At 48.1% G+C, this 13,067-nt stretch carries 12 protein-coding genes, 1 tRNA gene and 1 pseudogene; 8 read left to right on the forward strand and 6 right to left on the reverse strand.

Annotation, left to right across the window (positions count from 1 at the left end):
- Nucleotides 1–139 precede the first annotated feature (139 nt).
- From ACTJJS_RS15460 to rimP, 4 genes are all read right to left on the reverse strand, one after another.
- Nucleotides 140–1,519, reverse strand: coding sequence for a peptidylprolyl isomerase (locus ACTJJS_RS15460; RefSeq protein ID WP_168870786.1), 1,380 nt, complete (start codon nt 1,517–1,519; stop codon nt 140–142).
- A gap of 216 nt (nt 1,520–1,735) precedes the next feature.
- A complete protein-coding gene (infB, locus tag ACTJJS_RS15465; protein WP_440664366.1) occupies nt 1,736–5,350 on the reverse strand; it encodes a translation initiation factor IF-2 in 3,615 nt (1,204 codons plus the stop codon).
- 91 nt (nt 5,351–5,441) lie between these two features.
- Nucleotides 5,442–6,689, reverse strand: a complete 1,248-nt coding sequence (nusA, locus tag ACTJJS_RS15470) for a transcription termination factor NusA (RefSeq protein ID WP_168870785.1) — start codon at nt 6,687–6,689, stop codon at nt 5,442–5,444.
- A gap of 16 nt (nt 6,690–6,705) precedes the next feature.
- Nucleotides 6,706–7,170 carry a ribosome maturation factor RimP gene (rimP, locus tag ACTJJS_RS15475; RefSeq protein WP_247654868.1) on the reverse strand — a complete coding sequence of 155 codons (465 nt, stop codon included), beginning with the start codon at nt 7,168–7,170 and terminating at the stop codon, nt 6,706–6,708.
- 161 nt (nt 7,171–7,331) lie between these two features.
- Between rimP and ACTJJS_RS15480 the strand changes: the two genes are divergently transcribed.
- The 3 genes from ACTJJS_RS15480 to ACTJJS_RS15490 all read left to right on the forward strand — a co-directional run bounded on the left by ACTJJS_RS15480 (nt 7,332) and on the right by ACTJJS_RS15490 (nt 8,313).
- Entirely contained in the window at nt 7,332–7,628 is a 297-nt protein-coding gene (locus ACTJJS_RS15480) for a DUF2752 domain-containing protein (protein ID WP_440664367.1), read from the forward strand.
- 6 nt (nt 7,629–7,634) lie between these two features.
- Entirely contained in the window at nt 7,635–7,988 is a 354-nt protein-coding gene (locus tag ACTJJS_RS15485; protein WP_440664368.1) for a TM2 domain-containing protein, read from the forward strand.
- Between the two features lie 97 nt (nt 7,989–8,085).
- Complete coding sequence (locus tag ACTJJS_RS15490) at nt 8,086–8,313, forward strand: hypothetical protein (RefSeq protein ID WP_440664369.1); 228 nt, start codon at nt 8,086–8,088, stop codon at nt 8,311–8,313.
- A 36-nt stretch (nt 8,314–8,349) separates the two neighbouring features.
- Here the strand turns inward: ACTJJS_RS15490 and ACTJJS_RS15495 are convergent, their stop codons facing one another.
- A complete protein-coding gene (locus ACTJJS_RS15495) occupies nt 8,350–8,976 on the reverse strand; it encodes an HAD family hydrolase (RefSeq protein ID WP_168870780.1) in 627 nt (208 codons plus the stop codon).
- 134 nt (nt 8,977–9,110) lie between these two features.
- Here ACTJJS_RS15495 and ACTJJS_RS15500 point away from each other — a divergent pair.
- From ACTJJS_RS15500 to ACTJJS_RS15520, 5 genes and pseudogenes are all read left to right on the forward strand, one after another.
- Nucleotides 9,111–9,184: transfer RNA gene (locus tag ACTJJS_RS15500), tRNA-Ile, on the forward strand.
- The gene (locus tag ACTJJS_RS15505) at nt 9,168–9,470 is read left to right on the forward strand and encodes a YegP family protein (protein ID WP_440664370.1); all 303 of its coding nucleotides are present in this window, start codon (nt 9,168–9,170) and stop codon (nt 9,468–9,470) included. Before ACTJJS_RS15500 ends, ACTJJS_RS15505 begins: the two co-directional genes overlap by 17 nt.
- Before the next feature lie 65 nt (nt 9,471–9,535).
- Nucleotides 9,536–9,616: pseudogene (locus ACTJJS_RS15510) on the forward strand (DUF1508 domain-containing protein); the annotation flags it as partial.
- A 521-nt stretch (nt 9,617–10,137) separates the two neighbouring features.
- On the forward strand, nt 10,138–11,436 hold the full coding sequence (locus ACTJJS_RS15515) for a DUF3108 domain-containing protein (protein WP_440664371.1): 1,299 nt from the start codon (nt 10,138–10,140) through the stop codon (nt 11,434–11,436).
- Nucleotides 11,437–11,544: 108 nt separating this feature from the next.
- Nucleotides 11,545–12,522: a hypothetical protein gene (locus tag ACTJJS_RS15520; protein ID WP_440664372.1), complete on the forward strand. Its 978-nt coding sequence runs from the start codon at nt 11,545–11,547 to the stop codon at nt 12,520–12,522.
- Here the strand turns inward: ACTJJS_RS15520 and ACTJJS_RS15525 are convergent.
- A complete protein-coding gene (locus tag ACTJJS_RS15525; RefSeq protein WP_440664373.1) occupies nt 12,464–13,051 on the reverse strand; it encodes a sigma-70 family RNA polymerase sigma factor in 588 nt (195 codons plus the stop codon). The genes ACTJJS_RS15520 and ACTJJS_RS15525 overlap by 59 nt on opposite strands.
- Between the last annotated feature and the right edge of the window lie 16 nt (nt 13,052–13,067).

Here is a 13,067-nt window from a genome sequence, read left to right on the forward strand (position 1 = left end):
AAAAGCGGCGGGCATCAACCTGAACTGGGGTAAATACGGGAGCAGAAGACCGGAAAAAGAAGATGGGCGAGGACATCCGCGTTATCCGCTTTTGTCTTCGCCCATCAGGAGAATCAGTTTGAATCCTGTTCCCTCACAGTTACTGTTTGGCCAGAGAGGACATCCATTGGCTGATATGGGTACAGTTTTTATAGTCGTCATCTACATGTACGTAGAAGGTGGGTATCTTTTCGATGAGCCATTTGTTGATGGCTTCAGCTCTTTTGATATCGAGGGTCCGTTGCTGGATACGGGAATAGTCGTCGGTCAGGTTTTCGCGGTGTGGCTGGGTACGTGTTTTAAGGTACACGATCCGGACACCGGTAGCGCCTGATTCGTCGGTAAATGCAACCGGGGCTGACATATGTCCTGGTTTAAGGGTATCGAGCATCATAACGATATCTCTTTCTGACGGGTCATCGAGTTGGTCGATGGTGAGCAGGGTGCCTTCGCCGGTTTTGGACTGGAGCATACCGCCGTCGAATTTTGCGCTTTTAGAGTCGCTGAATTTGGCAACCGCTTCCGGGAAAGTGATTTTGTTATTCAGGATCAGGGTGCGGATGGAGTCCAGTTTAGCGGTGGCGCCGGCCAGATCGGCTTTGGTTACGGCAGCTTTCAACAGAATATGTTGTACCGTTACGTTATCGCCGGAGCGTTTGATCATCTGGATCAGGTGATAGCCGAACTGGGATTTTACAGGGGAGGATATTTCACCTTCCTTCAGACGGAAGGCGGCGGCCATAAAGTCCGCGTCCCACTGTTTATCGCTGCGGTTCATCACGTAGATGCCTTTATTTTCTTTTACTCCGGGGTCTTCAGAGTAGAGGATGGCGAGGGAGCCGAAGTCGGATTCCTTGTTGACCACTCTTTTTTTGAAGTCCTGGAGCCGTTCTATCGCGTAGTTGTCCATTTCGCGGGTCGCCTTGGGAATCAGGACGAGTTGACCTATTTCCAGTTCGGACTCATAGAAATGAAGGCTGTCTTTCGGGATGGCGTCGAAGTAGCGTTTTACTTCAGAAGGGGTCACCTTCACGTTTTCCACTACTTTATTGCGCATTGCCTGGGCGAGCAGTCCTTCCTTGATGGGGGTACGGAAACGTTCGCGGAGCTGGTATACGCTGTAGCCGGTAATTTCTTTCATTTTTTCTTTGGAGCCGTAGAGCTGTTCGAAGTAGCGGATACGGTTTTCCATTTGAGCTTCCACGTCTCCGTCAGAAACGGGCAAGCTGTCCCTTTCTGCCTGGAGCACCATCACCTTTTGGGAGATCAGCATTTCCATGGTAGTGCAGGCAGCCTGTGGGCTGACGGTGCCATCGGGGGAGTTCCGGGCCTGGTCTGCCATGGCGCCGTCCATATCGGATTTGAGGATGATCTTATCCCCTACTACGCCGATAATTTTGTCTGCCACGAGTTTTTGCTGAGCGGCAGCAGCTTGCCATAACAGCAAAGCTCCTGCAGATAAAGCCAAAAGTTTCTTCATATTATAGCGGTAAAATCCAAAAATAACCAATTAAAGATCAGGACTGTATTTAATATCGACGGATTTAACAAAAGTTTAGATAAGCCTTTGGTTTCGCGCCGATGGGCAGGGATAATAAAAGAAAAAGCTGTCAAAAAGCGGGGATATTGAGGGTATCACCATTTCTGACAGCTTTTTTTTATGACTTCCCGGTCTGGAGGGACCGGGAAGCGGGTATTAGAGAGTTCTTTTTACTTCCACCTCTTCGAAACCTTCGATGATATCGTCTGGTCTCAGGTCGCTGTATCCGCGGATACTCAGACCGCACTCCATGTTAGCGGCCACTTCTTTCACGTCGTCTTTATAACGTTTGAGGGAGCCGAGTTCGCCTGTATGGACTACGATACCGTCGCGTACCACGTTGATGCGGGTGTTTCTGGTCAGCTTGCCATCGAGAACGAAGCAGCCGGCCACTGTAACCTTGTCGAATTTGTAAGTTTCGCGCACTTGTACGTTGCACACCACTTTTTTCTCGATTTTGGGTTCCAGCATCCCTTCCATCGCGCTCTTGATCTCGTCGATCGCGTCGTAGATGATGGAGTAGTTGCGGATTTCGATGTTTTCTTTTTCCGCAAGTTTGGCAGCCTGGGAAGAAGGACGCACCTGGAAACCGAGGATGATAGCGTCGGAGGCAGTAGCGAGCAGGACGTCGGATTCGGTGATCTGACCTACTGCTTTGTGTACGATACTGATAACGATTTCTTCGGTAGACAGTTTCTGGAGGGAGTCGCTCAATGCTTCCACAGAGCCGTCAAAGTCGGCCTTGATGATGAGGTTGAGCTGTTTAAAGTTACCCAGAGCCAGCCTGCGGCCGATTTCATCGAGGGTGATATGTTTTTTGGTACGGATGCCTTGTTCGCGGACGATCTGTGCTCTGCGGTTAGCGGTTTCTTTTGCTTCAGATTCGTCTTCGTACATTTTGAATTTCTCACCGGCTTGTGGTGCGCCATTGAGGCCGAGCACCTGTACCGGCATAGAAGGACCTGCTTCATCCATACGTTGGCCGCGTTCATTGAACATGGCTTTGATTTTACCGTAGAAGGAGCCGGACACGATAGTGTCGCCCTGGCGGAGGGTACCGTTTTGTACCAGCAGGGAGGCCACGTATCCACGGCCTTTATCGAGGGATGCTTCCACGATGCTACCGGAGCCTTCGCGGTCCGGATTGGCTTTCAGGTCGAGCAGTTCCGCTTCCAGCAGGATTTTTTCCAGCAGGACGTCGATATTGAGGCCGCTTTTAGCGGATATTTCCTGGCTTTGGTATTTACCGCCCCAGTCTTCCACGAGGAGGTTCAGCTGGGCCAGTTGTTCCTTGATTTTTTCCGGGTTGGCGCCGTCTTTGTCCACTTTGTTGATAGCGAACACCATTGGGAGGCCTGCGGCCTGTGAGTGGGAGATCGCTTCACGTGTTTGTGGCATGATGGCGTCGTCGGCAGCGATCACGATCACGGCGATGTCGGCGGCTTTGGCACCGCGGGCACGCATGGCCGTAAATGCTTCGTGGCCGGGGGTATCGAGGAAGGTGATTTTTTTGCCGTTGGCAGTAGTTACCTGGTAAGCACCGATGTGTTGGGTGATACCGCCGGCTTCACCCGCTACCACGTTGGCGTTGCGGATATAGTCGAGCAGTGATGTTTTACCGTGGTCAACGTGACCCATGATGGTAACGATCGGAGCGCGGGGCTGCAGATCTTCCGGTGCGTCTACGTCTTCTTCTTCTTCGGAGTCTTCCGCTGCGTCGAGGCCGATGAATTCCACTTCGTAGCCAAATTCGCCGGCTACCAGTTCGATTACTTCCGCGTCGAGGCGTTGGTTGATGGATACCATGATACCGAGGCCCATACATTTGGAGATAACTTCAGCGAAGCTAACGTCCATGAGGTTGGCGAGCTCGCTCACAGAAACGAATTCCGTTACCTGGAGTTTGTTGTCTTCAGCGCCTTCTCTGGCTTTCTGGCTGGCTCTTTCCTCGCGTTTTTCCCTACGGTGTTTGGCTTTCACGTTTTTACCGCGACCGCCGCCACCGAGTTTGGCCATGGTTTCCTTGATTTTATTCTGGATTTCGTTTTTATCGATTTCCTTTTCTTCAGCAGTGCGTTTATCATCAGCGCCGCGGGCACCACCCGGACGGAAGTTTCCGCCCTGGCCGGGCCTGTTGAAGCCTGGTCTGTTTCCGCCCTGGCCGCCTTGTCTGTTGAAGCCGCCTTGTTGGCCACCTGGTCTGTTTCCACCCTGGCCGCCTTGTTGGCCCTGGCCTCTGTTGAAACCGCCGCCTTGCTGGTTGCCGCCTCTGTTGAAGCCGGTACCTTGCTGGCCGCCCTGACGGTTACGGTTATCACCACCCTGGGTGCCGCCGCCCTGGTTACGGTTATCGCCGTGGCTTCTGTTGCCGCCACGATTATCACCGCCACGGTTATCGCCGCGATTATCGCGGTTTTCGTGGTGCGGACGGTTACCACCGCCACCTTGCTGGCCGCCTTCCTTGAAGTCTTTCGGCTGGATGGGTTCGGGTTTTTTCTCCACGATGATACGTTTACGTTTACGTTTTTCATCGCGGTTGAAATTGCCTTTATTGTTATCGCGTCTGTCGGACTGAACGGGCAGTTCGATTTTGCCGATTACTTTCGGGCCGGTCAATTTTTCGGCCTGGATGTTACTGATCACGGTAGGCTCTTCCGGTTGAGGAGGAGTCTGGGTGTTTTCAGCAGCGGGGGCAGGCGGAATGTTGCGTTGTTCTTCCTTTACGGGCTGTTTAACAGGAATGTTAGCCGGTTCTTTGACTGCAGCCGGTTTTGCCTCTTGTAATACTTCTTCCACTTTGTTAACTACAGGTTTATCTTCAACCGGTGCGGCTTTTTCCGTTTTTTCTGTCGTATCGGTTTTAACTGTTTGCGCTACTTTCTCTGCTTGCGGAGCGGGGGCTGTTTCAGCTTTTTCCGCTTTGGGCGCTGCTTTTTCCACGTCTTCCTGTTTTGCAACGGGGGTGGCAACTGGTGCCGGCGTGGGTTCCGGTTTTTCTTCCGGTTTAGCTGCTACGGGAGGGGTGACCGGTTGTGGTTTTTCCTCTTTGGGAGCAGGTGCTGCTGTTTGTTGAGGAGCCGGTTTTTCTTCCGGTTCTTTTTTGGCAGCAGGTTTTTTATTACGGTTAAGGGCGTCGAGGTCTATCGTGGTGATGACTTTCGGGCCGTTAATCTTAGGAGATTCTGTTTTCACCACTTCTGGTTCAGCGGGAGGTGCCGGTGCTTTTGGAACTTCCGCAACAGGGGGAGCTGTAACAGCCGGAGGTTCTTGTTTAGGCTTGGCTTCCTCTTTTTCTTTTACCGGAGGGGGTGTTGGTTGAGCCGGAGCAGCCGCCTGAGGTTCCTTTTTAGGTGTTTCCTTCACAGGTTCCTGTTTAGGTTCGGGGGCTTGTTCAGCTTTGGGAGCTTCCGCTACGGGTGCAGCCTCATCTTTTTCTTTCAGGTTCTTTTTTGCCGCAGCCTCTGCTTCCTCTTTCTCCTTCTTCATCTTTGTTTCTAACACGCTTCCTTTGGGCAGGGCTATCTGGTCGCTTTTGCGTTTGTTAGCCTTGTCCTGTTGGAATTCCGACTGCAGGGCTGAGTACATGACAGCCGTAAGGCGGGCATTTGGAGATCCAAAGCCGCCCATATCGAAGCCTTTATTGCTAAGGAAATCAATGAGGGTTTCCTTACCAATATTAAACTCTTTGGCTGCAGCCAGCAATCGTGGTGTGTTGTTTGTTGTTTCAGGCATATCGTATTTCGGGCCTCCCCTGTTTCCCGTTTCTTCCAAACGGGATGTTTTTTTACGTTTAAACAATAACTCGAAAAAATCAATTCCCCTTCTAATAAGCCCTTTACCTGGGAAGGTTTCTGGCTGGGCTTTATTCTTTGTCAAACTCTTCCTGTAATATTCTTCTTATATCCTGCACTGTCTCTTCTTCCAGATCTGAACGGCGAACCAGTTCTTCGGTGGTCAGCTCCAATACGCTGCGGGCAGTGTCACAACCTATTCTTTTCAGCTCATCAATGATCCATTCTTCGATTTCATCTGAGAATTCTTCCAGATCGATATCAAATTCGGCTTGTTCCTGCGCTTCGTCACGGAAGACATCAATTTCGAAGCCTGTGAGTTCGCAGGCGAGTTTGATGTTAACGCCTTTTTTACCGATGGCCAGTGATACCTGGTCAGGGTTGAGGTAAACGGAAGCGTATTTGTTTTCGCTATCTACTTCCATGCGGCTGATCCGGGCTGGTGTGAGGGAGCGTTGAATCAACAGCTGGATGTTGGTAGTATAGTTAATGATATCGATATTTTCGTTTCTGAGTTCGCGCACGATGCCGTGGATGCGGCTACCTTTCATACCTACGCAGGCGCCTACCGGGTCGATACGGTCATCGTAGGATTCAACGGCCACTTTTGCTCTTTCACCGGGTTCGCGGACAATTTTCTTGATCACGATCAGGCCGTCAAATATCTCAGGCACTTCAATTTCCAGCAATTTAGCCAGGAAGGATGGATGTGTACGGGAAAGAATGATGAGTGGCGCGTTGTTTTTCATTTCCACTTTCTTTACTACCGCTCTAACATTTTCTCCTTTCTTGAAATAATCTGTCGGAATCTGCTCAGATTTGGGCAAAATTAACTCATTCCCTTCATCATCAAGCAATAAAACTTCTTTTTTCCAAACCTGGTATACTTCCCCGGTAACAATTTCGCCGGCTTTGTCGGCGTATTTCTTTACCAGGATGTTCTTTTTCAGGTCACCGATACGGGCGGAGAGGGTTTGTTTGGCGGCGAGGATAGCCCTGCGGCCGAAGTCGAGGATCTCTACTTCTTCATAAAGATCTTCCCCAATCTGGTAGTCCGGTTCAATTTTAATGGCCTCTGAGTAGGCGATCTGCGCATTGTCATCTTCCACTTCACCGTCAGACACGATAGTGCGGCGGCGTAATATTTCAAGGTCACCTTTCTCTGTATTTACGATCACGTCAAAATTCTCATCTGAGCCATACTTCTTTCGCAGCAGTGTTTTGAACACATCTTCCAATACCTTCATCAACGTAGGGCGGTCAATGTTTTCCGCCTCCTTAAACTCGGTGAATGACTCAATCAGGTTAATACTAGCCATGTTTATGTATTATATTTTAAAACACGATGCACACTTTGGTGTGCTTTATTTCATTTAGTGTTAATTCGGTTTGTTTGGTTTCTTTCTTTTTGCCGATTGTTTCCTCGATGGTGATGGAGTCATCCGTAACCGCCAGCAATGTACCTTCTTTCACTGCACCGTCAAGGAGGGTGACCTCCACTTTGCGGCCAATGTTTTTCAGGTATTGTCTGTGCAGCTTCAGGGGCTCGTCCAGCCCGGGGGAAGAAACTTCCAGGGAGAAATCGTTGTCAGGAAAGAGCTCACTGGTTTCCAGCAGTGCGTAGAGTTTACGGTTAAAAGACACCAGTTTGTCTACTGGTATCCCCTTATCCCCATCTATAAAGAGTTTTACGTTATTGGTGGGTTTTATCCTGATGTCTACCAAAAAATTGTCGGGATCGTTTGCCAGCAGTCCTTCTGCCAGGTCCCGGATAGCTTTTATCACTTGTTCGTTTGCCATACAAAAAACGAGAAGGGGACGTTCTTCCGTCCCCTTCGTTTGAATCATTTTTCCTGATGCAAATCTACAAATTATTTTAATTGAAAAACAAAATCTTTAACTTGAAGAGAATTCAAGACCGCAAGCAGCCCCATCCGGACAACACATTTAATTTTTTTTTAATGATATTTACATTCCTGAAAAAATTGCATCTGGAGTTGCTGGCCTGGCCAGCAGGGCTGATATGTTTATTTTTTCTGGACCCGGCTGCCGGTCAGCCGTCCCTGTGCCTGTTTAAAAATATCGGTATTCCTTTCTGTCCCGGCTGCGGGCTGGGCCACGGAATCCACTTTTTTCTGCATGGCCGGTGGCAGGAAGCCGTCCACCACCACTGGTTGGCACCCGTTGCGGTAGTGATGCTGATTTACCGGACCATCCAGGTGGCACGGTTCCAATACGCAGAATTTAAATTACAATAAATTGTTATGTCTGATTATTCATTTGCCATGTTGCCGGGCATCGAACAGGAGGAAATGTTGTGGCTGCAGGAGCTGACAAAAAGCTACAGTGCTGACAACAAACAACGTTTCCTGGCCTTGTACCAGTCCCGCCGGAAAGATCCCCAGATGATCCTGATCTGTTGCCTGATCGGACTGATAGGCACCGCCGGGATCCAGCGCTTTGTGCTCAACCAGATCGCCATGGGCATTCTCTATCTGGTGACTTTGGGCTTTTGCTTCGTAGGTACTATCATTGACGCCGCGAACCACCGTAAGCTGACCTGGGAATACAATAAAAAGGAAGCGCTGACGAGCGCTGCGCTGCTGGGATTATCCTGAAAGCAACGTTAAAGAAACCTTAAAATCAGCGGATTATCCGGTCTCCGGAAAGATAATCCGCTACCTTTGTCGCATTATGTTGAGATTTTTACTATACATGTTTTTTGCGTGGCTGCTGTACAAGCTGGTATTTGAGTTTATCATACCGGTTTACAGGTCCACCAAGGCGGTTCGTAAACAGATGAACGACATCCAGCAACACATGCGCCAGCAGTATGAGGAGCAACAGTCAGCCCATAACTATGGCCAGGGACAGTCCTCCCAGGGGCAGGCACCCAAACCGCCTAAAAGAGACGATTACATCGACTTTGAAGAAATCAAATAAAGAAAGGCCGCATCATTGCGGCCTTTTTCATTATCATCAGCCGTTCTGCGGCCTGAAAATATCCAGTATCGTTTTCGGCGCCTGCAGGTGAAGCGTCTGTAACCCCACCACCTTCGCCCCTTCTATATTGGGCAACGTATCATCAATAAATAATGTTTCTTCCGCTTTGAGCCCGTTCTCGTCCAGTACCATCTGGTAAGATTCACGGTCCGGTTTCCGGTGGCCCATCAGATGGGAATAATATGCCTTATCGAAAAACACCGCCAGCGAAGGGATACCTCTTGTGTCCTGCAGCATTTTGTTGAATGTTTCCAGATGGATGGCGTTCGTGTTGCTCAGCAGATACATGCCATAATGCTGCCTTAACTGTTGCAGCAACTGTAAACGTTGCAGGGGAAAATCCAGCAACATGGCATTCCATGCCGCAATGATCTGCTCCTCCGTTACCCCTTCGGCGACATGTTTCTTCATTTCCGCCACAAATGCTTCCGGTGTAATATGCCCCGTTTCCAGGTTGTCGAATAGCCGCGAACCCTTGAACTGGTTATATAACTGCTCAAAATGTTGCACGCCCAATGCCGTAAAAGCCTCACGGGTCAGCTGATAATTGATATTAAGAATCACCCCACCCAGGTCGAAGATGATATTTTTTATGCCTTTCATAGTATACAAAGAAAGCAGATTTTTTACAGTATAGGCGTACCCGTGCCCACAGTTAAAAAAAATTTAGGATAATTCGGGGAAATAATTAACTTTGCCGTCCCTTGAAAAAGGGAATCCCCCTGTTCTTCGGAACCGCTCCTATAGCTCAGTTGGTTAGAGCACTTGACTCATAATCAAGGGGTCCCAGGATCATGCCCTGGTGGGAGCACACTACACTAAAGGCTTTCAGCGTATTGACGTTGGGAGCCTTTTTCGTTTGCATACTTTTCTTGTGTTTAATTTCAATACTATATCATTTATTGATTCAGATTTTTCTGGAAAAATATACCCTGTCGGGTATAAAAAACTGTATTTTTTTTAACAAGCATTCAATTCTATATCGGTTTGTCCATAAAGCAAGTAATGGAGAAATTATACTTGTCAGTGAAACATATGCGACTAAGATTGCTATGGAGAATGGCATCGCTTCAGTAGTCAGTAATAAGTCCAAGTAAAGAACGATATGAATCTAAAAGCACCTCAAATGGCAAATATTACTTTACCCTAAAGGCTTCGAAGTGGAATGTACCAATCAGAAAGTAGCAGGGACAATGGAATCCAGTCCGTTACGAGAAATGCGATTCGTCTCCAAGGCAAATGATTTCATTGATATCAGCTTTCTAAGTGAAGAAGATAATAATATATACAAAAAAATCATTCAGGAAAGGGCACAACGATTAGAACGCTAATACCAGGCTCACAATCAGCGGAGCCTTTTTTCAGTTAAGTTTACTGGTTTCCCGGTATAGGTCGCGTCCTATGGAAAATCTAGTTTTGAATAAACTATCAGGACTATGTTTTCTCCAACCCGTAAATCTATTTTCGCTGCGGCCGTGTGGCCTGCCCTAATGTCCGACGATGCCCGGTCGCAAAGTAAATTCGCTCACAAATTGCTGGCACCCGGCCGAAATACGCTCGTTTGTTATACCGTAAAAAATGGCAAAGAATCGCCGATTGGTGGTATGCTGGCAGTGCTCATCCCCTATACCGGACATTTTAAGGAATGGATAACCATAAACAAAGCGCGGTGAAAAAGGGGGAAGCCACTTATTGACAAGCAGATTTTATGTTATATGTTGCCCTAATGACTAATTTTGTATGGTCAGATAAACTATCACAATTATGCTTTCTCCATTTCGTAACTCAATATTCATCGCAGCCACATTAATTGCTGCCATTTCAGGCAAAGCCCTGGCGCAGGGTAAATTCGACCCTAAGCTGCTGAAGGATAGCAAGACCACGTTGGTGTGCTATCTTGTCAATAACGGCAGTGAACAGGCGATCGGTACTTTTACCATCGGTGTTAATACTGCCGGTGGTAAACTCTCCCTTACCACTACCACCGCCATCGCCGGGCTGGAACCGTGGAAAGATACGGCCGTATCAGATCTGAATACCTTCAAACCTATCTATGTTGCCTCCCACAATACCATGAAAGACATGGAGTTGCATTTCGGCAATGATGTTACCGGTTATCATGTTGACAAAAAAACGGGCGAGAAGAAACAGATCAAAGAGGCAGGGAAACAGCCCTTTGTTGACAGTTATTCCTATCCTTTCCTGTTGTCCCTCCTGCCGTTGGCTTCCGGCTATAAGACCGACCTGTCAGTATTTGAATACAAACCGACCAATACTGATAATGTGAAAAAAGTGGTGGTGGAGGAAGTTAAAAACAATACGTACGTCAGCAAATTCACCGGAAAACACGATGTATGGGAAGTGTCTGTCGTAGAACCGGCAACCAATGATAAAATGGTCTGCCTGATCGATAAAAAGACCCGTCGCCTCTGGCAGATGGAAGAGATGGCCAACGGCCAACATATCAGAATGGTAGATATGGAGACCGACTTTAACTCCATCAAAGCACCTTTTGATAAAACGGCAACCATGAAAATGGTGAAAGACGGTAATGCCATCATCTCCGGACAGGTATTTGCCCGTGACTTCGACGAAGGCAACAGACTACAGGTGGTGAATATAAAAGCTAAACAAGTCGCCGCCAAAGGTACCCAGGTGATCCTCATCCCTTATAACGATTACTTTAAGGAATGGATCAAAGTAAACGAAGACCAGCGGAAAAAAGGCCGGGAAGGTATCGCAATTTCAGATGATGCCGCCCAGTGCATCAAAAGCACCAGAGTATACGATGATAACGGTCATTTCGAGTTCGTGAACCTGATGCCGGGAGAATACCTGCTGTATTCAGAATTTAGTTTTTCACACGGTTATACGCAAAGCGAAGTGGTGGGCTACACAGATCACTATATTAACGGGATGTTCCAGGGCACCAGCACCAATACCGTAAACCGGGACTATAGTACCGGCGTAGGCGCTACTGTGAAGAAAGTGGTAACGGTGAGCAAGCCCGGAGAAAAAGTGGACGTGAAATTGAAGAAGACCAAGACCTGGGAAGCGAGGTGATTTTTTATATCATATTGAAAGGCCTTCAGCGTGTAATGCTGGAGGCTTTTTTATTTGTATTTGAATGACAGGCTTTTTCCTATTTTAAGACCTCAAATCCCTATACAAATGAAACTCAAGATTGCGTTATTGTTATTGTTACCCGTCTTTTCCTATAGTGAAGGAACCTATGCACAGGCATATAATCCTATCGGAACAAAACTAGATGAAAGCCGATTGACTTTATTCCCGGAAACAGTCGTTGTAGACGATGCTACAGCTGATGGCGGTAAGGCCATCTTCAGGCCAGCCAACGCTGCATTTAATACTATGTGGTTTGGTCCATATGTTCAGTTTCAGGCTGGAAACTATCTGGTACAGTTCAGGATGAAGGTTACATCAAACGTTAGTAATAATGCCCTGCTCCAGTTGGATGTAATTCCATCTGCCGGAGCATATCAGCCCCTCTGGGTAAGAGCTGATATGTTTCGGGACAGCAATCAATGGGAACTGATTACTATCCCCATAACATTGACAAACACAGTCTCTAACGTTGAGGTAAGAGGAATTTCTTTTAGGCCCGGCACTACAGACGTATACCTGGATTATATCAATATCATTCCGGGAGATGCAAGAGGGTTTTATGCCGGGGAATATACCGTGACGAATAAAGGAGATGTCGGCATTGGAACTGCCGCTCCTGCAACGAAACTCCATGTAGTAGGAAAAAGTAAAATTGAAGGAGATATGGACGTAGTGGGAAACATTAAGACAAAAAGAGTAAAGGTGACCGTTTCAGACTGGCCAGACTACGTGTTTGAGCCGGATTATAAAATGACCGCTCTTAATGAATTGGAACAGTACATTCAACTACATAAGCATCTGCCTGATGTGGTACCAGCTGCAGTGGCAAACAAAGAAGGTATTGATGTAAGTGATACGCAAGCCATCCTGCTGAAGAAGATTGAAGAACTCACACGATATATCATTGAGCAGGATAAACGTATTAATGCCCAGAATAAGCGTATTGAAGAATTAGAGGCGAAAGTTACACCCACCTCTCCACTACCGCCAGTCCCACTACCGCTATCACGCCATAATCCTTAAACTCGCTCCGCATCACCTGTAGTGCTTTACCCATGTGCTTCTCCACGGCCTTCACGGAGATGCCTAAACGCTCAGCTATTTCCTTATAAGACAGCTCATCTCTTCTGCTCATTAAAAAAATTTCTCTGCTGCGGGTGCTGAGCCTGTCCAGCGCTTCGCCGAAGCGTTTTTCCAGTAATTGCAGGTCGTAGTTGCAGGTGTTTTCGGTGACTTCGGGGGTAAGCAGCTGTTGATGGTGCTGCTCATGGATCAGGGAGTTGCGCAGCTCATTGAGGATGCGGTTGCGCAGCGCACTGTGGAGGTATGCGCGCAGGTTGGTGATATCTCCGAGGGAGGAACGTTTCCGGTACAGGGTAAGAAATATTTCCTGTAGCAGGTCTTCCAGCAAATGCGGCACGGGCAGCTTTTTGAAAGCGGCCAGGTACAGCGCCTGCGCATGTCGGTCGTACAGCGCCCTGAAGGCGTTGTTATCGTCGCGTGCCAGCAGGGCAGTGAGTTCGTGGTCGGATAAGGTGGAATACGCGGTCATTCGGGCCAAAAGTTAA

It is taken from the genome of Chitinophaga sp. 22308 (assembly GCF_052045305.1).
Taxonomy (GTDB): Bacteria; Bacteroidota; Bacteroidia; order Chitinophagales; family Chitinophagaceae; genus Chitinophaga; species Chitinophaga varians_A.

Coding starts and splice junctions, on each gene's coding strand:
- ACTJJS_RS15460 (WP_168870786.1), bottom strand. CDS start 1,519: ATGAAGAAACTTTTGGCTTTATCTGCAGGAGCTTTGCTGTTATGGCAA.
- nusA (WP_168870785.1), bottom strand. CDS start 6,689: ATGGCTAGTATTAACCTGATTGAGTCATTCACCGAGTTTAAGGAGGCG.
- rimP (WP_247654868.1), bottom strand. CDS start 7,170: ATGGCAAACGAACAAGTGATAAAAGCTATCCGGGACCTGGCAGAAGGA.
- ACTJJS_RS15480 (WP_440664367.1), top strand. CDS start 7,332: ATGATATTTACATTCCTGAAAAAATTGCATCTGGAGTTGCTGGCCTGG.
- ACTJJS_RS15485 (WP_440664368.1), top strand. CDS start 7,635: ATGTCTGATTATTCATTTGCCATGTTGCCGGGCATCGAACAGGAGGAA.
- ACTJJS_RS15490 (WP_440664369.1), top strand. CDS start 8,086: ATGTTTTTTGCGTGGCTGCTGTACAAGCTGGTATTTGAGTTTATCATA.
- ACTJJS_RS15495 (WP_168870780.1), bottom strand. CDS start 8,976: ATGAAAGGCATAAAAAATATCATCTTCGACCTGGGTGGGGTGATTCTT.
- ACTJJS_RS15505 (WP_440664370.1), top strand. CDS start 9,168: ATGCCCTGGTGGGAGCACACTACACTAAAGGCTTTCAGCGTATTGACG.
- ACTJJS_RS15515 (WP_440664371.1), top strand. CDS start 10,138: ATGCTTTCTCCATTTCGTAACTCAATATTCATCGCAGCCACATTAATT.
- ACTJJS_RS15520 (WP_440664372.1), top strand. CDS start 11,545: ATGAAACTCAAGATTGCGTTATTGTTATTGTTACCCGTCTTTTCCTAT.
- ACTJJS_RS15525 (WP_440664373.1), bottom strand. CDS start 13,051: ATGACCGCGTATTCCACCTTATCCGACCACGAACTCACTGCCCTGCTG.